Source organism: Pseudarthrobacter naphthalenicus, from assembly GCF_029076445.1.
GTDB lineage: Bacteria > Actinomycetota > Actinomycetes > Actinomycetales > Micrococcaceae > Arthrobacter > Arthrobacter naphthalenicus.
The window spans coordinates 21,607-40,357 of the sequence record NZ_JARESG010000004.1 but is presented as its reverse complement, the minus strand read 5'-3'; the positions used below and the strand labels follow the sequence as shown (position 1 = coordinate 40,357).

Sequence of the window (18,751 nt, the reverse complement as noted above, 5' to 3'; positions counted from 1 at the left end):
AGAAAGACTAGTCGTTGCCGGTAAAGTGGAAAACATGGTGACTCGTAAGAACCCCATTTTCGACACGGCCACTACCCTCGGAAAGATTTTTGGCTTCCTTGGCGTGAGCGCTATTTGTGGTGTCCTGGTGGCGGGCCTGCTGGTTCCGGCCGCAGCTGTTTCCGGCAGTGCAGCGAGTGGTTCGATCGATTTCTTCGACACCCTCCCGGCGGAGCTGAAGGTGGACCCGCCCAACCAGACCACCCGGATCCTCGCCGCGGACGGCAGCCAGATCGCCAGCGTGTATTCGGAGAACCGCACCAAGGTCGGCCTGGACCAGATCTCGCCGTTCATGACCAAAGCCGTCATCGCGGTGGAGGACAGCCGTTTCTACGAGCACGGCGGCGTGGACACCACCGGCATCATGCGTGCCCTCGTGGCCACTGCCCGGGGCAACAAGCAGGGTGCCTCCACCATCACCCAGCAGTACGTCAACAACGTCCTCAACGCCAACCTCGCTGCCGAGGGAAATGAAGAGGCCATCAAGCTCAACGGCGTCAACAAGGGCGTCGGGGACAAGCTTCGGGAGATGAAGCTGTCCATCGCCCTGGAAAAGGAGTTCTCCAAGGACCAGATCCTTGAGGGCTACCTGAACATCGTCTTCTTCAACCGTGATGCGTACGGCATCGAGGCCGCGTCCAAGTTCTTCTTCAGCACCACGGCCAAGGACCTCACCCTCCCCCAGGCCGCACTCCTGGCGGGCCTGGTGAACAGCCCGTCAGCCTTCGACCCCATCACCAACCCGGAGAACTCGAAGGCACGCCGCGACCTCGTCCTGGGCCTGATGCTGAACCAGAACAAGATCACCCAGGCCGAGCACGACGCCGCAGTGGCAACGCCGGTGGAGACCAAGGTGACTCCCGCCCGCCAGGGCTGCGCCTACGCGTCCGCCGCCCCCTACTTTTGCGATTACGTGCTCCACCTGCTGGAGAACAACCCGGCCTACGGCGCCGAGGTCAAGGAACGCCAGCGGCTCATCTACGGCGGCGGCCTGACCATCACCACCACGCTTGATCCCGCGGCCCAGGCATCAGCGCAGGAGCAGGTGAACGCGTCTGCCGGAGCGAACCCGGACAAGTGGGGAGCAGCGTTGGTGTCGCTTCAGCCCAACTCCGGCAAGATCGTGGCCATGGCGCAGAACACGTCGTTCCTGCCTGCCGAGGGCGGCTTCGACTCGCAGGTGAACTTCAGCGTTGACCAGCTGGACAAGAACGGCAACGACCTCAACGGCCTGGGCGGCGCCCAGCCCGGCTCCACCATGAAACCGTTCACCTTCGCGGAATGGCTCAACGAGGGCAAGTCCATGAACACCGTGGTCAACGCCTCCCAGCGCCGTTATCAGCTCGGCTACCCGTGGAAGAACTCCTGCGGCGTGGTGACCGGCGCGTACAACACCGCCCAGAAGTCGCTTGGCGCCGCCGATGACCTGCAGAACGCCGAACCGCAGTTCTACCGGTCCATGCCCGTGCTCTTCGGCCTGTACAACTCCATCAACACGGCCACGTTCGCCTCCGCCGCGCAGCTGGACTTCTGCGGCATCCAGAAGGTGGTGGACGCCGTGGGGCTCCACAGCGGCCTGCCGTCCAAGGACGGCGAGCCCAACCCCAAGATTGACATGTCCACCCTGGCGAACCTCCTTGGTTCCACCCAGACGTCCCCGCTGACCATGGCCAGCGCATTCGCCACCTTCGCGAACGACGGCAAGTACTGCGAAGCCATTGCCATCACCTCCGTCACGGACCAGTCCGGCAAGCAGCTGCCCGCCCAGAGCCCGAGCTGCCGGGATGCCCTCAAACCCGAGGTTGCGCGGGGCGTGAACTACGCTCTCCAGGAAGTCCTGAACGTCGGGTCCGGCTCGCTGATCCAGCCGCGGCTCTCCACCAGGACCAACTTCCCGGTTGCGGCGAAGACCGGTACCTCAAACCTCAACGAATCCACCTGGGTGGTGGGCCACACCACCGGCCTTGCCACCGCAGCCTGGTTCGGCGATGCCCTGGGCGCCCAAAACCGCCCCGGCCGGAACCTGACCTTCAACGGCAAGTTCTACGAATCCCTTGACGGTTACATGATCGCCGGACCCATGTTCTCCAAGTACATGGCACAGATGGCACCGGCCTACGGAACCAATCCGTTCCCGGCACCGCCGTCGGAGATGGTGAACGGCACGCAGTCCAGGACGCCCGCCGCCCCCACCGTGCCGACGTCGCCCGCCACCGCGCCCGCCCCGGCGGCGCCTGCGCCGGCACCGTCCGCGCCGGCGGCCGACACTCCGGGCAACGGCAATAAGAAAGACGGCTAGCCAGTAATGGCCGTGACTTCCAACTTGGCCAGCCGCGTCCGAAACATCGGGCGCGGCTTCGCCGTTACCGCGGCTGCAGGCACTGCAGCGGGCGTGGCCGCCTTCGGCTACGGACTGTGGGAAAAGAACCAGTTTGTCCTGCGCGAGGAAACGCTGCCCATCCTGCCCGCGGGCCGTGCACCGTTCCGGATCCTGCACCTGAGCGATATCCACTTCGTCCCCGGTCAGGACACCAAGGCCCGGTGGCTTGAATCGCTGGCGGCCCTGCAGCCGGACCTGGTGGTCAACACGGGCGACAACCTGAGCCACGTCAAGGCCGTGGACCCGCTCCTCAAGGCCCTGCGCCCGCTGATGGAGTTCCCCGGCGTGTTCGTGCCCGGGTCCAACGATTACTACGCTCCCACCCTGAAGAACCCTGCGTCCTACCTGCTGGGCCCGTCGAAGGCCCGGCCCAAGCCGGTGGAACTGGATTGGCCGCGGCTGCGCTCCGGTTTTGGCATGGGCGGCTGGGTGGATCTCACCAACCGGCACCAGTCCTTGGTCCTGAAGGGGATCCGGTTCGATTTCTCCGGTGTGGATGATCCGCACCTCAAGCGGGAACGCTACGCCGGCTGGCCGCGCGGGACCCGCAACCAGGACCAGGACCCGCACGTCCGGGTGGCAGTCATCCATGCCCCGTACCAGCGGGTGCTGGACCATTTCACCGACGCCGGTGCGGACCTGCTGCTGGCAGGCCACACCCACGGCGGCCAGCTCTGCATCCCCGGCTACGGCGCCCTCGTCGCCAACTGCGACATCCCCACGTGGCGCGCCAAGGGCCTCAATGACTGGGAAAGCAATGGACGGACGACGCCGGTCAACGTCTCGGGCGGCATCGGCACCTCCCGTTTCGCTCCCGTCCGCATCGCCTGCAAGCCGGAGGCCGTGCTGCTGACGCTGACGTCGCCTCAATAGCCCGTGTGAATCAGCTCACGCATTAACGTAGGGTAGTTGCTAAGGGAAACTATATTCGTTGTACAGCTTGAGAAGCGGGCATGGCCAAGCAAACCTCATTTTTCAGATCCGTCAGCCGTCTCTATCCCCACGTTAGGCCGATCCTCCCCCGGCTGGTGCTGGGACTCCTCAGCGCCCTGCTGGCAAGCCTCGTGGCGCTCACCATCCCCCAGGTACTGCGCGTCCTGATCAACGAGTCGCTGAAGCCCGGCGGTGCCCGGAGCGCGGTGTGGACTGCCGCCGTCGTGATCCTGCTCCTCGGCATCGCCGAGGCGGTGCTCGTGGCGCTTCGGCGGCAGTTCGTGATCAACCCGGCCACCACCGTGGAAACCCGGATGCGGGTCTCGCTTTACGGGCACCTGCAGGAGCTCACGGTCTCCTTCCACGACCGGTGGGGCTCGGGCCAGCTGCTCTCCCGTGCCATGACGGACCTGAACTTCCTGCGCCGGTGGATGGCCTTTGGTGCCATCATGCTGGTGGTCACCACCCTCACCGTGGTGATCGGCATTGTGGTGATGTTCTCCATGAGCTGGCAGCTGGCGCTGATTTTCATGGCCGCCGCGGTGCCTATCATGGCCTACAGCTTCCGGTTCCGGACCCGCTTCAGCAAAGTGGCGCGCCGCAGCCAGGACCAGGCCGGCGACCTTGCCACCACCGTGGAGGAGTCCGTCCACGGCATCCGCGTTCTGAAGGCGTTTGGCCGCAGCCGCGAGGCCCTGGAGAACTTCAACGAGCAGGCCGAGGAACTCCGCCAGATTGAAATCGCCAAGGCCAAACACCAGGCCGCCTTCACCATGGTGGTCACACTGCTGCCGGAACTCGCACTGGGTGCCGGCCTGGTGGTCGGCGTGATGCTGTGCGCCGGCGGGCAGCTGAGTATCGGCGCCCTGGTGGCCTTCTTCGCCACCGCCGCGGTGGTGGCCACCCCGGTTGAGTTCTCGGGCATGCTGCTGGCCATGGCACTGACCGCCAAGACAGCCATTGACCGGCACTTCGAAGTGATGGATTCGGTCAACACCATCACCAGTCCCCGGGCCCCGCGCCACCCCGCGGAGCTCAAAGGGGCCCTCAGCTTCAACAACGCCACGTTCGCGTTCGAGGACGCGCCGGACAAGCCCATCCTGCAGGACATCAACCTGGGCGTACGGCCGGGCGAAACCATGGCACTGGTAGGCATTACCGGCAGCGGCAAGAGCGCCCTGATCCAGTTGGTGCCGCGCCTGTACGACGTGGCGGCCGGGTCCATCACCATCGACGGCGTGGACCTGCGCGAGTTCGACGTCGAGGACCTCCGGCGCGTCGTGGGCGTCGCGTTTGAGGACACCACACTGTTCTCCAGCTCGGTCCGGGACAACGTGCTCCTGGGGGCAACGGACCGGTCCGAGGAAGCCTTGGAGGAGGCGTTGGACGTGGCGCAGGCGCACTTCGCGTACTCGCTGCCGGACGGTGTGGACACCCTCATCGGCGAGGAGGGCCTGAGCCTGTCCGGCGGCCAGCGGCAACGGATCGCCCTGGCCCGGGCCATCGCGGCCCGGCCCCGGATACTAGTGCTGGATGACCCTCTCTCCGCCCTGGACGTGCATACCGAGGAGTTGGTGGAGACCCGGCTCCGCGCGGTCCTGAAGGACACCACCACCCTGATTGTGGCGCACCGTCCGTCCACCGTGGCGATGGCCGACCGGGTGGCGCTGCTCGAGGAAGGCCGGATCGCCGCCGTCGGAACCCACACCGACCTGCTGGCGCACAACCCCCATTACCGCTATGTCATCGCGAGCCTGGACCAGGAGCCCCGGGACCTGGATACGGAGCTGTCGGAGCTTGAGGACGCGGCAGATGCTGAGGAAATGACCCGATGAGCAATGCAACCTTCGGCACCGCCAACGAGGACAACGCCCACCTCAGCAAGGCGGAAAGCAAAACCGTACGACGCCGGTCGCTCGCCTTGCTTGCCAGGCTGATCCGTCCGGTGCGGCTCAGGTTCTGGCTGACCATCGCCATGGTGGTCCTTTCCCAGGCCACGCGGGTGGCCGGCCCTGCGCTGATTGCCTTCGGCATCGACCATGCGCTGCCGGCCCTCCGCGCGGGTGACAATCTCCCGCTGGTGCTCACCGGCGTGGCGTACCTGCTCGCAGCGATCGCGACGGCGGGACTCACCTCCCTGTACGTCACGTCCACCGCGCGGCTCAGCCAGGCCATGCTGCTGGACCTCCGCGTCCGGGTTTTCCGGCACACCCAGCGGCTGAGCCTGGAGTTCCACGAAAAGTACACGTCCGGCCGCATCATCGCCCGGCAGACCTCAGACTTGGAGGCCCTGCGCGAGCTGTTGGACTCCGGCGTCAGCTCGCTCGCTTCGGGCCTGCTGTTTATGGTGTTCACCGCCATCACGGTGTTTGTCCTGGACTGGCGCAGCGGGCTGATTGTGCTGGCTGCGGGCGTCCCCATGTTCTTCCTCGCTCGCTGGTACCAGAAGCATTCGCAGATTGCGTTCCGTGAATCACGGGTGGTATCCGCCCGGCTGATTGTGCACTTTGTGGAAACCATGACCGGGATCCGTGCCGTGAAGGCGTTCCGCAAAGAGCGGGAGAACGCTGAGCAGTACGGGAAACTGTCCGAGGATTACCGGCGGGTCACAGTCCGCTCCATCAACCTCAACGGCATTTTCCAGCCCGGCCTGGTGCTGATCGGCAACGTCTGCGTGGCTGTGGTCCTGCTGTTCGGCGGGTTCCGGGTGTTGAGCGGGGATTTGGCGGTGGGCGTCCTGCTCGCGCTGATGCTGTCCACCAAACGCTTCTTCCAGCCCGTGGACCAGATGGCCATGTTCTACAACTCGTTCCAAAGCGCGCAGGCGGCTTTGGAAAAGGTGTCGGGGCTGCTGGAGGAGGTTCCCACGGTCCGGCCGCCCAAAAACGCGGTGGAACTTCCCCATGCCCGCGGCACGGTGGATTTCACGGGCGTGGAGTTCCGCTACGGCGACGGTCCGGTGGTCATTCCCACGATGGACCTGCACATTCCCGCCGGCCAGACCGTGGCCCTGGTGGGCCAGACCGGCGCCGGTAAATCCACCCTGGCCAAGCTGATCGCCCGCTTCTACGACGTCTCCGCCGGTTCCCTGACCCTAGACGGCGTAGACCTCCGCAGCCTCAGCACCACCGACCTGCGGCGGAACATCGTCATGGTCACGCAGGAGGCGTTCCTTTTCAGCGGTTCCGTGGCGGACAACATCGCCCTGGGCCGGCCGGACGCTTCCCGTGAAGAGATTGAGGACGCCGCCCGCGCCGTGGGCGCGCACGGGTTCATCACCCAGCTCCCCGAGGGCTACGACACTGACGTCAACAAGCGTGGCGGCCGCGTCTCCTCCGGGCAGCGGCAGCTGATCAGCTTCGCCCGGGCATTCCTCGCCCGGCCGGCGGTGCTGATCCTGGATGAGGCCACCTCCTCGCTGGATATCCCGTCCGAGCGTTTGGTGCAGCACGGCCTGGCGAGGCTGCTGCGCGGAACGTCCGACGGCGGCCCTGAGGCGGGTGCCCAGGGCGCCGGTGATGCGCCCATGGACTCCAGGGGCAGAGGCGCCCGGGGCGGCGCCGCGGCAGCCACCGGCCGGACGGCGCTGATCATCGCGCACCGGCTCTCCACGGTGGAGACCGCCGACCGGGTCCTGGTGGTCCATGACGGCCGCATCGTGGAGGACGGCACGCCGGCGGATTTGATCGGCGGCGGTGGACGATTCGCCGACCTCCATGGCGCCTGGAAGGACTCCCTTGTGTAGGCGCTGGTGTAGCGGCAACGGACTCCGAAGGCAGCCGATTTCGCATCCGGGCAGGCATCCGTTATTCTTGTAAAGTTGCTTTTGCAGCGGATCGGGATGTGGCGCAGCTTGGTAGCGCGCGTCGTTCGGGACGACGAGGTCGCAGGTTCAAATCCTGTCATCCCGACCAAATGAAAGAGGGTCTCCCCCAGGGAGGCCCTCTTTTTTATGTCCTGCGGAGGCACAGAAAAAGCCCCGAAGCATGATGCTTCGGGGCCCTTCGCCTCCTACGAGGACTTCTTACATCGGGTAGGGCCAGTTACCGCTGAGAGTGGTGTACGTGGCGTTGGTGGTATCCGTAGTGGTGGCGGTACTCTTCTTACCCTTCTCGACCTTCACCTTTTCGGACATGGGGTAGGGCCAGTTACCGCTGGCAACGGCTACACCCGAGTTATCTGAAACGGAACCTGCGGACAGGACTGCTGGTGCGGCTGCGGCGAATGCCAGGGCGCCGGCCAGGACGGCGGCTGCCGCTATCTTCTTGAACATATGAGTTCCTCAATGCGAGTCGGATTCGTTACAAAGTCAGCACGTCCTTGTTGACACTTATTGTAAAATGGATCCCACAGGGCCTGTCAAGCTTTGCGTACTAAAGACGGTTCAGCATAAGGAGGAATCCCGTGGGTAATGGATTCGGGGAAAAGCTTCGAGCGGAACGACTTGAGCGCGGGTTGACACAGGCTGAACTCGGCAAGGACCTCTATTCCCCCAGCTACATTTCGCTCCTTGAGACCGGCCGCCGCGAGCCCACCGCCGAAGTGGTTGAAGAACTTGCCCGGAGGCTAGATCTTGCTCCTAAAGCACTTGAGGCCTGGAGCCAGCCCGTCTCCGTCAGCGACGGTGAATATGTGCTCGCAGGTCTCTACGCACGGCAGGCGTGGGACCTCCGGGACTACGCCCTGGCAGCCAGCCACGCGGCCGCGGCTGCCCAGTTTGCACTGGAAGGCAAAAACACCAGTGCCTGGTGGAACATGACGTACATGCAGGCGGAGTGTTTGATGCGGAACGACGATCTGGAGGAGTGCCAGCGGATCACGGAACGCCTCATCGAGCATCCGATGGCCAGGGAATCCATTGGACTGGGCGTACGGGCACATCAGATGTTGGCTGCCGTGTTGCAATGGCGTGGACAGTTGCCGGCTGCGGTGAATGAGGCATTAGAAGCACTCAAGCTGTCCAAGCAGTTGCCACAAAACTCCACGATTATCATCGGTGCCTTACGAGTGCTTATTGGAGCTTTGGCGGAGAGCGGCCGACTGGACGAAGCGTGGGCGTACTGCCAAGACCTTCTCGAACAGGTCGATGAAAGCACGATGTCGCAGCTGGCAGGGGAAGTCGCATGGGTCGTGGGCAACGTGGCCTTCATGCGGCATGACTACGTCGCCGGCGTCAAAGAACACGAGCGTGCAGCCAGGCTACTTTCTCCTGCCAACGACATCGCAATGTGGGCCCGTTTCAATAAAGCGTCGGCTGCAGTCCGGCTACAATCCGGCATCGTAGAGCCAGAAACGCTCGCCGCTGTCGAACGGGCGGAACTCGCCTTCTCCATCGTAGACGGGACAAAGAGCGACGAGCTTGAAGTCTCCTTCGTCAGAGCCCAGTGGCTCTACCTGAACGGCGATATCGTGGCCGCCATAGAGAGACTGCGGAAAATCCATGCAGAACGAGAGGCCTTGCCCAAGCACACTGCTGGCGAAGTTGCCCTCCTTTTGGGCAAGTCCCTCAAGGCCGCCGGGGAGTCTGAGGAAGCTCTCGTGTACCTCAAGGAGGCGCAAAAGGATTTCAGTTCAGCCGGCGCCCAGGAGCGAGTCCAACAGGCGTTGGACTCCATGCTCGAAATCAGGCTGTCCAAAGAGCGGGCCGCAGCGAAAAACGCCAAGGCCAGCTAGCGCTGGCTACGCGAACCGCCTAGGCGAATGTGCGGCCGGTCAGTTTCTCGTAGGCCTCGACATAACGGCTGCGGGTGCGGGCAATGACGTCCTCGGGCAGCGCCGGCGGCGGGGTGTCCGAGCTCTTGTCCCACCCTGACTCGGCCGAGGTCAGCCAGTCGCGGACATACTGTTTGTCGTAGGACGGCTGCGCCTGGCCGGGCTGGTAGGTGGCGGCATCCCAGAAGCGGGACGAGTCCGGCGTGAGGACCTCATCGCCAAGGACAATGCCGCCGGAGACCGGGTCGTAGCCAAACTCCACCTTGGTATCCGCCAGGATGATGCCCCGTTCGCGGGCAATCTTTTCAGCGGTGGAGTAAATCTTCAGGGTCAGGTCGCTCAGCCGTGCCGCGATGTCGTCGCCCACAATGCCCACCACGGCGTCGTAGGTGATGTTCTCGTCGTGGTGGCCCACCTCGGCCTTGGCGGACGGGGTGAAGATGGGGTGTTCCAGCCGCGAACCGTCCACCAGGCCCTCGGGCAGTGGAATGGCGCAAACCGTGCCGTGCGACTTGTATTCCAGCAGGCCGGTGCCGGTGAGGTAGCCCCGGGCAATGCACTCCACCGGAAACATTTCCAGGTTCTTGCAGATCATGGCCCGGCCTTCCACGGCCGCGGGAACTCCCTCCTCCACGGTGGAGGCCAGCACGTGGTGTTCAACGTCCAACTGCCCAAACCACCACAGGCTCAGCTGGGTGAGGATGCGCCCCTTGTCCGGAATTTCGCTGGTCAGGACATGGTCATAAGCGCTGATGCGGTCGCTGGCCACCACAAGGACACAGTCCTGGCCAAGGCGTTCGCGGATGGATTCGTCCGCCGGCTCGTACAGGTCGCGGACCTTGCCGGAGTAGATGTGCTTCCAGCCGGGCAGGTCAAGGGTGGTCGTGCTGAGGCCGCGCTGCGGTTCCGGTGCGGGAGTTTCAGTCATGTTTATGCCTTCGCCTTCGTGACAGGCAGCGATGCCGTTGCGCGGGACGCAACCTTAATCTCGCCGCGGGCGGCCTTGCGTCCAATATCCGTCCGGAACTGGGAGCCTTCGAGCTGAACCAGTTCAACGCCGTCGTACGCCCGCTCACGGGCCTCCACCAGGTCACTGCCGAGGGCCACCACGGCGAGCACCCGGCCGCCGGCGGAAACCACTTTGCCCTCGTCGTCGAACGCGGTGCCCGCATGGATCACGTGCACCCCTTCGAGCTGATCCACTTTCTTGAGCCCGCGGATGCGGTCCCCGGTGCGGGGGGTGTCCGGGTAGTTCTGGGAGGCAACGACGACGGCCACCGCGGTCTCCTTGGACCAGCGCAGCTCATCTGCCTTGTCCAGTTCACCCTTGGCGGCTGCCAGCAGCAGCGCACCGAGCGGCGTTTTGAGGCGTGCCAGTACCGCCTGGGTTTCGGGGTCGCCGAAGCGGACATTGAATTCGATGACGCGGGTGCCGCGGGATGTCAGGGCGAGGCCAACAAAGAGCACGCCCACGAAGGGGGTGCCGCGGTGGGCCATTTCGTTCACGGTGGGCTGGGCCACGCGGTCAATGACTTCGTCCACCAGCCCCGGGGGTGCCCATTCAAGCGGGGTGTACGCTCCCATGCCGCCGGTGTTGGGGCCTTCATCGTTGTCGAAGATCCGTTTGAAGTCCTGTGCCGGGGACAGGGCAACGGTGTTGTGGCCGTCGCACAGGACAAAGACGGATACTTCCGGCCCGTCCAGGAACTCTTCGATCACCACGGTGCCGCCGGCGTCGAAGCAGGTCTGCGCGTGGGCCAGGGCTTCCTCGCGGTTGTTGGTGACCACCACACCCTTGCCGGCCGCCAGGCCATCGTCCTTCACCACGTAGGGGGCGCCGAAGGTGTCCAGCGCCGACGCCGCTTCCTCAGCGTTGGTGGCCACCAGGGCCATGGCCGTGGGGACGTCCGCCGCTGCCATGACTTCCTTGGCGAAGGCCTTGGAGGCTTCCAGCTGGGCTGCGGCCTTGCTCGGACCGAAAACGGGAATTCCGGCGGCGCGCACGGCGTCGGACACGCCGGCTGCCAGCGGAGCCTCCGGGCCCACCACCACCAGGTCCACGCCCAGCTTGGTGGCCAGGGCCGCCACGGCATCTGGATCGTTCCCGTCAATCTTGTGGGTGGGTACCAGTTTGCTGATGCCGGCGTTGCCGGGCGCTGCGTGGACCTCGGAGACGTTGGGATCGGCGAGCAGGGAGCGGACAATGGCGTGTTCGCGGCCTCCAGGGCCAATGACGAGTACCTTCACAGTCTCCAAGGGTACTTTGTGCACCCCGCCGTTTCCTAAGGGCGGTTCCTCACCTTCACGCCGCCCACCCATCCCTAACCATCCGGAAGGCCCGCCGCGCCGAACCCACACCATGAACAAGCTCCTGAACTGGCTCAAGCAGCCCGCCGCCCTGGCCGCGTTGGCGGGTGTGGCGGCTGCCGCCGTCGTCCTTTCTGTTGCGGAGCTGATCGGCGCGTTCTTTACGGCGCGGGCCACCCCCATCCTTGCCCTCGGGTCCACCTTCATCGACTTCACACCGCTGTGGATGAAGAACTTCGCGGTGGAGACCTTTGGCACCAATGACAAGGCGGCTCTCTTCGTAGGGATGGGCCTGACCATTTTCCTGCTGGCCTGCGCCCTGGGCGTGGTGGCTTACCGCAGGTGGGCGTTGGGCGTGGCCGGCGTGCTGCTGATGGGCGTGGTTATTGTGGCCAGCGTGGTGACCCGGGCCGGCGTCCAGCCGCTGGATGCGATCCCCACGGTGCTGGGCACGGTGGCCGGGCTCGTGGTGCTGCGGCTGCTTGTTGCCCCGCTCTGGCGACTAAAGGCCTGGCCGGAGGCACCCGCGGACACGGGCGCCGAGGAACCCATCCGGCCCGCCGCCAGCCGCCGCCGTTTCTTCGCCGCCGCCGGGATCACCGTGGTGGGGGCCGGAATCGCGGCCACAGGCGGGCGCCTGCTGAGCGCCGCCCGCAGCAACATCATCCAAGCCCGCGAGGCCCTGCAGCTGCCCGTGCCGGTCAAGCCTGCAGCGGCCATCCCCGCCGGCGTGCAGTCCCCGGTGGCCGGCGTGACGCCGTGGCTGACCCCCAATGGCGACTTCTATCGCATCGACACCGCCCTGAGCGTCCCGGAAATCAATGCCGACGAGTGGGAGCTCCGGGTCCACGGCCTGGTGGAGCAGGAGGTCCGGCTGAGCTTCCAGGATCTGCTCGACGCCGACCTCATCGAATCCCACGTAACCCTCACCTGCGTGTCCAACCCGGTGGGCGGCAACCTCGCGGGCAACGCGCGCTGGCTCGGGCTGCCCATCCGCGAGGTCCTCAAGCGGGCCCGGCCCCGGGCAGGTGCAGACATGGTGCTCTCGACGTCGGTGGACGGCTTCAGCGCCTCCACCCCGCTCGAGGTTCTGCAGGATGACCGCGACGCCATGCTGGCGATCGGCATGAACGGCGAGCCGCTGCCGCTGGAACACGGCTATCCGGTGCGCATGGTGGTGCCCGGCCTCTACGGGTTCGTCTCCGCCACCAAGTGGGTGGTGGACCTGGAGGTGACCCGCTTCGCAGACAACAAGGCCTACTGGACGCAGCGCGGCTGGTCGGAGCGCGGCCCCATCAAGACCATGGCCCGGGTGGAAGTCCCGAGGTCCTTCGCCAAGGTACCGGCGGGCCGGGTGGCCATCGGTGGCACCGCGTGGGCCCAGACCCGCGGCATCACCAAGGTGGAAGTCCAGATCGACAACAACCCCTGGGCCGAAGCCGTGCTGTCCGGCGAGGCCTCCTTGATCACGTGGCGCCAGTGGTCCTTCGACTGGGATGCCACGCCCGGGCCGCACTACATCAAGGTCAGGGCCACCGACGGCACGGGTGAGGTGCAGACGGACCGGCGGGCTGATCCGGTCCCCGACGGCGCCTCAGGCTGGCAGTCGGTGATGGTCACCGTGGAGTAGCCGGGAAATCGACCGGAGCGCCCCTAGACTGGCAACATGCCGCACAACCCGCACGCCACTTTCACCGTGGACTCCGCCGTCGAACTTGCCGTCGTTGAACGCAGTGGCTTTGTGGAGTCCCGGCACATCGGCTCCGCCGTTGTCTTGTCCGCGGACGGCTCCGTTGTCACCGAACTTGGCGACATCAGGACCCCGCTTTATGCCAGGAGCTCGCTCAAACCGCTCCAGGCGCTGGCGTCCATGCAGTCCGGTGTTCCGCTGCGCGGCACGCAGGTGGCCGTGGCCTGCGGCAGCCACGTCGGTTCCCTGGACCACATGGATGTGGTGGAAGGGATGCTGAAGGCCGCCGGCGTGAAAGAGGAACAACTGCAGTGCCCCGCAGCGTGGCCGCAGGATGAGACGGCCCGCAACTGGCTGCTGCGCTCGGACAAGGGCCGGTCCAAGCTGGCCTTCAACTGCTCCGGCAAACACGCCGCGTTCCTGTGGGCATGCACCGAAAACGGCTGGGATACCCACAGCTACCTCGAGCCGAACCATCCCCTCCAGCAGCGCGTCCGCAGTGTGATTGAGGAATACAGCGGTGAACGGATCGCCCACCTGGGCATCGACGGGTGCGGGGCTCCCGTGGCCGCCATTTCGCTGACCGGGCTGGCCCGCGCCTTTTCGATGCTGGCCAAGGCCCCGGGCGACAAGCACTCCAACGCCCGCGCCGCCACCATCGCCACGTCCATGCTGGACTACCCTTGGGCCGTCCAGGGCCGGGGCGAAGCGAACACTGTGGTGATGGACGAACTGGGCATCATCGCCAAGATCGGCGCCGAGGGAGTCCTGGCCATGGCCACACCCCAGGGCGTCTCCGTGGCCATCAAAATTTTGGACGGCAGCCTCCGGGCCACCTCCCTGGTGGGCCTGACCCTGCTCGCCGCCGCCGGTGCCGTGGACATCCCCGGCGTCTCCAGCGTCCTGGAAAAAGTAGTGGACCCCGTGATGGGCGGCGGTCACCCGGTGGGCAAAATCCGCCTGGGCCCGGCCGTGTCCGCCCTCCTGGACTGAGCATGGCCACCGCGCGCCGCCGGATCGGCACTGAAGAAGGAACAGCGGCACTGGCCGCGTGGCGGGAAGCCGCCGCATCGCCGTCGGACGCTCCGCTCCCCCGCACCGTCACCGCAACCGCGGTGCGCTACTCGCTGGAGGAGCTGACCGCCCGCGCGCCGGGCAATTCGGTTGAAGTGCGGGTACCGCCCTTCGGGGTCACCCAGTGTGTGGAGGGTCCCCGGCACACACGCGGCACCCCGCCGAACGTGATCGAGTGCGACGCCGCCACCTGGCTGTCGCTGGTAACCGGCCGGTTGACGTGGGCGGACGCAGTGGCCGCGCACCGGGTGGCGGCCTCCGGACTGCGGGCAGACCTCTCAGCCCTCCTGCCGCTGTAAGGGCCGGTGGAGGTGACTAACGGGTCCGAACTGAAAAAGTAAGTACGCTGACTAATTTCCTTGTGCAGGAACCGTCCCGGAACCTAGCGTAGGAAGGGACAGAGTGAACCGACCCACAGGGAGGAGGCGCCGCCATGGCGCTGTACCAGCCGGAGCCCGTTGAGATTTCCACCCGGATGCGTCCGGGGGAATGGACCGATGCCAGCCTGGCCGAACTGGTGGCGGGCTACCGGGAGCGAATCCTGGCCATGGGCGCTACCGCTTCGGAAGTGGTGGAGGAAGTCGAAAAGTACGACGACGGGTCCGTCGCCGTGAACGTCTCCTGGGTCAAGGCCGACCTCGCCGAAGACGCCGGCTTCACCCGGGAGGACGCTGGCTTTACCCGGCAGGACGCGGACAGCGCCGACGGCCGGCGGGCCTAGGTGCCAGCCCCCGGATTCAGGGCGAGCAGCCTTCCGATGGCGCTCGCCTGCAGGTTGTCGAGCAGATCCCGGGGGCCGGCATAGACCTCCGCGGCGCCCGCGTCCAGCAACTCAGCGGCACTCCGGCCGCCGCATGTGACGCCGATGGAGGGAATACCAAGAGCCGCGGCTGCTTTCATGTCCCATACCGCGTCCCCCACATACACGGCCTCCGCGGCCGGGACCTGGACGGCCTCCAGGGCCGCTTCCAGGATGTCCGGCGCTGGCTTGCTTTCCTTGGCATCGTTGGAGCTGGTGGCCGCATGGATAAAGGCGTCCGCGGCGAGCGTCCTGCGGCTAGCTTCCAAGTCCTGCCGCCGCGCGGAGGAGGCCAGGGCGACGGCGAGTCCCCCGGCGTGGCACTGCGCCAGCAGGTCCTTCGCGCCGTCAAACGCGGCCAGTGAGGGCCAGTTCAGGGCAAAGACCGCCGCATGACTGGCCATGATTTCCGCATCCGCCTCTTTGTCCCGGTCCGCCGGAAGGAGGGCGTCCACCAGCCGGTCGCCGCCCATTCCCACGCACCAGTGGATGGCCGCCATGGGCACCTCATGGTGGTGCTCGCGGAACGCCTGCCACCACGCCACAGTGTGCAGGTACGCAGAGTCCACCAGCGTTCCGTCAATGTCGAACAGGACAGCGCCCCGCCGCCAAGCGGCGGCGCTGTGACTTTGCGGGCCCATCACCCGACCGCAGTCCGCGGGGCCTTTGAAACCTTCCTACCCCTGGAAGAGGAGGTGTCCTTTGGCGTGGACGCTGGCCGGACAAGCTCCCGGATCACTGCCCCGGCGCCCTTGCTGCTGCAGTCCCTGATCAGGCCCGTCCCCGCAATTTCGCGGGCCATGGCAATACCCGCCACCGCGGCGCGTTTCGTGGGAAAGGTCACTGAGATCGCCATCAGGTCACCCGAGCCGTCGAGCATCCTTACCCTGTAGCCGCCGTCGGGGGCATCCACCAGTTCAAAATGTCCGGCCATTTCTTACCACTCCTCATTCAGTCGCGGTCCTGTGCTTAGGGAACTCGCCGCGAGTATTAGTAAGTGTACTTACTTATCGGGCGGAGTTGAAGCGCAAGGGCAGACACCGGGGAGTTACGGCCCTACCCTGCCTTTCGCGGCGCAATGGGGGTATCACTCCGGCGCACGGTGTCCTGGTGCAGTTCCAGGGCGCTTGTCACCAGCGCGAAGTGGCTGAAGGCCTGCGGGGTGTTGCCCAGTTGCCGCTTGGCCGTCACAGCCCATTCCTCACTGAGCAGGCCCACGTCATTGCGCAGTTCCAGCAGCCGCTCGAAGAGCTCAGTGGCTTCGTCGGCCCGGCCGGCACCAAGGAGCGCCTCCACCATCCAGAAGGAGCACGCGAGGAACACGCCTTCGTCCCCCGGCAGCCCGTCGTCGCTGTCTGCCGGACGGTAGCGCAGCACGAAGCCGTCATCGGTGAGCTCGCGCTGGATCGCGTCAATGGTCCCCACCACCCGGGGATCATCGGGCGGCAGGAAACCGACCCGCGGAATCAATAACAGGCTGGCATCGAGTTCCGGCCGGCCATAGGACTGCACAAAGGTGTTGCGCGCGGCGTCGAATCCGTTGGTCATCACTTCCCGGTGGATCGTGTCGCGAAGGGCCTCCCAGCGCTCCACCGGTCCGGGGAGGCCGAAATCGCGCACGCCTTGGACCATGCGGTCCGCCGCCACCCAGGCCATCACCTTTGAATGCGTGAAGTGCCGGCGTGGCCCGCGCATCTCCCACAGCCCGTTGTCCGGCTGGTCCCAGATGGTTTCCAGATGCTGCATGAGGGCAACCTGCAAATCCCAGGACTCATCAGTGTGTTTCAGCAGGGAATTCCGGGTCAGGGACAAACAGTCAAGCACTTCGCCCCAGACGTCGAGCTGAAGTTGCGAGGCAGCGCCGTTACCCGTGCGGACCGGCTTTGAGTTCTCGTAGCCGGCCAGCCAGGGCAGTTCCATCTCCGGCAGCCTTCGCTCTCCGTGGATGCCGTACATGATCTGCAGGTCTGCCGGGTCGCCGGCAACGGCGCGGAGCAGCCAGTTCCGCCAGGCGGCAGCCTCCGCCGTATACCCCGCGGCCAGTAGCGCCTGCAGCGTCAGGGTGGCGTCACGGAGCCAGCAGTAGCGGTAATCCCAGTTGCGGGGCCCGCCGATCTGTTCGGGCAGGGAGGTGGTTACGGCGGCCACGATGCCCCCGGTTGGCGCATAGGTCAAGGCCTTCAGGATCACCAGCGAACGGGTTACCGCTTCCTCGTACTTGCCCTTGTAGCTGCACTGCGAAGCCCAGCCCCGCCAGTACGCCAGCGTGGTTCCCAGCACGTGCTCGGCGTCAACGGTGTGCGGCCGGGGAACATGGCTGGGCGCCCAGGTGAGGACGAAGGGCACGCGCTCCCCCGCCTGCACCGTGAAGTCGCTGACGGAATGCATGTTCTCGCCGTGAACGGGTGCCGTGGTGACGAAGTAGGCGGCGTCCGGACCGGCGATGGCGTGCAGGCCACGTTTGTCCTTCCGCACCCACGGGATGATGTGCCCGTAGTCGAACCGCATCGAAAGTTCGCCGTGCATCCTGACGCTTCCCGATACCCCCTCCACAATCCGGACGATGTCCGCCACTTCGTCCCGCGGCGGCATGAAGTCGATGACCTTGACGGTGCCGTCCGGGGTTTCCCACTCCGTTTCAAGAACCAGGCTGTCTTCCACGTAGCTTCGCCGGGTGCAGGCGCCGCCGCCTGCCGGCGCCAACAGCCAGCGTCCGGCGTCGGGGGTATCAACCAGGGCACTGAAACAGGCCGGGGAATCGAACCGGGGCAGGCAGAGCCAGTCGATGGAGCCTGCCGTGCTGATCAGGGCGGCGGTGTGAAGGTCGCCAACAACTGCATAATCCTCGATGCGCGCCATGTCCTTACCCTGCCATACGGATGGGCCGGGCGTGAGGAGGGGACCCGGACGGCAACACACCCGCCCGCCGGTCCAGTACAGCCCGGTAGCCTGAGTGCAAGGTCCGTCCCCGAACACGGAGGCTCAATCATGCACCCCTCACTCCCGGGACCGGCGTAGCGTGGCCGTGTACATCGGCACGTCCGGTTGGAGTTACGACCATTGGGAGGGTGTCCTGTACCCGCCGGGCCTGCCGCCCCGGGACAGGCTTCAGCACTATGTTGCCCGTTTCAGCACGGTGGAATTGAACGCCAGCTTCTACCGCTGGCCGCGCGATACCTCGTTCGCCAGCTGGCGCCGCCGGCTCCCGGACGGGTTCGCCATGTCCGTCAAGGCACCCCGCGGCCTGACGCACGGCAAGAAGCTGTATCAGCCTGAGGTCTGGCTGGAGCGGATTGCCCGGTGCTGGCATGAGCTGGGGGACAAACGGGCCGTCCTGCTGGTCCAGCTCCCGCCGCAGATGGAACGCGATGATGCGCGCCTGGATTATTTCCTCGGCGCGGTCCCGTGGTGGATCCGGGTGAGCGTTGAATTCCGGCACCCCAGCTGGGACCACGAGGACGTTTACGCTCTGCTGGAACGGCACGGCGCTGCCTACTGCATCATGAGCGGCGCCCGGCTCCCCTGCATCCTGCGTGCCACGGCACCCTTCGTGTATGTCCGGCTCCACGGCCCCGACCACGAGCATCTCTACGGCGGTTCCTACTCTGACGCTGACCTGCAGTGGTGGGCCGACCGCATCCGCGAGTGGGCCGGGAGCGGCCTGGACGTCTACGCCTATTTCAACAACGACGGCGGCGGGAACGCGGTGCGGAACGCCGAGACACTGCGCTGGTTCGTTGGCGCCGGCTGATGTCACGCCCGACGGCGGTAGTGACGCAGGTGCCCTGCGCAGCGTTGCGCTGTGGCAGAGTGGAGG

16 protein-coding genes and 1 tRNA gene are annotated in these 18,751 nt (G+C 65.8%); 11 read left to right on the top strand and 6 right to left on the bottom strand.

What is annotated here, in order from left to right; all coding sequences use genetic code 11:
* Positions 1 to 34: 34 nt before the first annotated feature.
* The 5 genes from PY310_RS05185 to PY310_RS05165 all read left to right on the top strand — a co-directional run bounded on the left by PY310_RS05185 (position 35) and on the right by PY310_RS05165 (position 7,266).
* Positions 35 to 2,338 carry a transglycosylase domain-containing protein gene (locus tag PY310_RS05185; RefSeq protein ID WP_275213191.1) on the top strand — a complete coding sequence of 768 codons (2,304 nt, stop codon included), beginning with the start codon at positions 35 to 37 and terminating at the stop codon, positions 2,336 to 2,338.
* Between the two features lie 6 nt (positions 2,339 to 2,344).
* Positions 2,345 to 3,292, top strand: a complete 948-nt coding sequence (locus PY310_RS05180; RefSeq protein ID WP_275213190.1) for a metallophosphoesterase — start codon at positions 2,345 to 2,347, stop codon at positions 3,290 to 3,292.
* A gap of 80 nt (positions 3,293 to 3,372) precedes the next feature.
* A complete protein-coding gene (locus tag PY310_RS05175; RefSeq protein ID WP_275213189.1) occupies positions 3,373 to 5,187 on the top strand; it encodes an ABC transporter ATP-binding protein in 1,815 nt (604 codons plus the stop codon).
* On the top strand, positions 5,184 to 7,097 hold the full coding sequence (locus PY310_RS05170) for an ABC transporter ATP-binding protein (RefSeq protein WP_275213188.1): 1,914 nt from the start codon (positions 5,184 to 5,186) through the stop codon (positions 7,095 to 7,097). The genes PY310_RS05175 and PY310_RS05170 overlap by 4 nt, the downstream gene beginning before the upstream one ends.
* A 92-nt stretch (positions 7,098 to 7,189) precedes the next feature.
* Positions 7,190 to 7,266, top strand: a tRNA-Pro gene (locus PY310_RS05165).
* Positions 7,267 to 7,376: 110 nt separating this feature from the next.
* Here the strand turns inward: PY310_RS05165 and PY310_RS05160 are convergent.
* Complete coding sequence (locus tag PY310_RS05160) at positions 7,377 to 7,625, bottom strand: hypothetical protein (RefSeq protein ID WP_275213187.1); 249 nt, start codon at positions 7,623 to 7,625, stop codon at positions 7,377 to 7,379.
* Between the two features lie 131 nt (positions 7,626 to 7,756).
* On the opposite strand from PY310_RS05160, the gene PY310_RS05155 reads away from it, so the two are divergent.
* Complete coding sequence (locus PY310_RS05155) at positions 7,757 to 9,025, top strand: helix-turn-helix domain-containing protein (RefSeq protein WP_275213186.1); 1,269 nt, start codon at positions 7,757 to 7,759, stop codon at positions 9,023 to 9,025.
* 19 nt (positions 9,026 to 9,044) lie between these two features.
* On the opposite strand, the gene PY310_RS05150 is transcribed toward PY310_RS05155, so the two are convergent.
* Both PY310_RS05150 and purD read right to left on the bottom strand, forming a co-directional pair.
* Positions 9,045 to 9,992: a phosphoribosylaminoimidazolesuccinocarboxamide synthase gene (locus tag PY310_RS05150; RefSeq protein WP_275213185.1), complete on the bottom strand. Its 948-nt coding sequence runs from the start codon at positions 9,990 to 9,992 to the stop codon at positions 9,045 to 9,047.
* A 2-nt stretch (positions 9,993 to 9,994) separates the two neighbouring features.
* Positions 9,995 to 11,311 carry a phosphoribosylamine--glycine ligase gene (gene purD, locus PY310_RS05145; protein WP_275213471.1) on the bottom strand — a complete coding sequence of 439 codons (1,317 nt, stop codon included), beginning with the start codon at positions 11,309 to 11,311 and terminating at the stop codon, positions 9,995 to 9,997.
* A gap of 112 nt (positions 11,312 to 11,423) precedes the next feature.
* On the opposite strand from purD, the gene PY310_RS05140 reads away from it, so the two are divergent.
* From PY310_RS05140 to PY310_RS05125, 4 genes are all read left to right on the top strand, one after another.
* Entirely contained in the window at positions 11,424 to 13,001 is a 1,578-nt protein-coding gene (locus tag PY310_RS05140) for a molybdopterin-dependent oxidoreductase (protein ID WP_275213183.1), read from the top strand.
* Between the two features lie 36 nt (positions 13,002 to 13,037).
* A complete protein-coding gene (locus PY310_RS05135) occupies positions 13,038 to 14,054 on the top strand; it encodes an asparaginase (protein ID WP_275213182.1) in 1,017 nt (338 codons plus the stop codon).
* A 2-nt stretch (positions 14,055 to 14,056) separates the two neighbouring features.
* A complete protein-coding gene (locus tag PY310_RS05130) occupies positions 14,057 to 14,434 on the top strand; it encodes a sterol carrier family protein (protein WP_275213181.1) in 378 nt (125 codons plus the stop codon).
* Positions 14,435 to 14,568: 134 nt separating this feature from the next.
* Positions 14,569 to 14,856, top strand: coding sequence for a hypothetical protein (locus tag PY310_RS05125; protein WP_275213180.1), 288 nt, complete (start codon positions 14,569 to 14,571; stop codon positions 14,854 to 14,856).
* On the opposite strand, the gene PY310_RS05120 is transcribed toward PY310_RS05125, so the two are convergent.
* The 3 genes from PY310_RS05120 to PY310_RS05110 all read right to left on the bottom strand — a co-directional run bounded on the left by PY310_RS05120 (position 14,853) and on the right by PY310_RS05110 (position 17,793).
* Entirely contained in the window at positions 14,853 to 15,575 is a 723-nt protein-coding gene (locus PY310_RS05120) for an HAD family hydrolase (protein ID WP_275213179.1), read from the bottom strand. The two genes, PY310_RS05125 and PY310_RS05120, sit on opposite strands and share 4 nt — an antisense overlap.
* Positions 15,575 to 15,868 carry a YegP family protein gene (locus PY310_RS05115; protein WP_275213177.1) on the bottom strand — a complete coding sequence of 98 codons (294 nt, stop codon included), beginning with the start codon at positions 15,866 to 15,868 and terminating at the stop codon, positions 15,575 to 15,577. The genes PY310_RS05120 and PY310_RS05115 overlap by 1 nt, the downstream gene beginning before the upstream one ends.
* Positions 15,869 to 15,990: 122 nt before the next feature.
* Positions 15,991 to 17,793 carry a glycoside hydrolase family 15 protein gene (locus tag PY310_RS05110; protein ID WP_275213176.1) on the bottom strand — a complete coding sequence of 601 codons (1,803 nt, stop codon included), beginning with the start codon at positions 17,791 to 17,793 and terminating at the stop codon, positions 15,991 to 15,993.
* Positions 17,794 to 17,953: 160 nt separating this feature from the next.
* On the opposite strand from PY310_RS05110, the gene PY310_RS05105 reads away from it, so the two are divergent.
* Complete coding sequence (locus PY310_RS05105) at positions 17,954 to 18,685, top strand: DUF72 domain-containing protein (RefSeq protein WP_275213175.1); 732 nt, start codon at positions 17,954 to 17,956, stop codon at positions 18,683 to 18,685.
* The last annotated feature ends 66 nt before the right edge of the window (positions 18,686 to 18,751 follow it).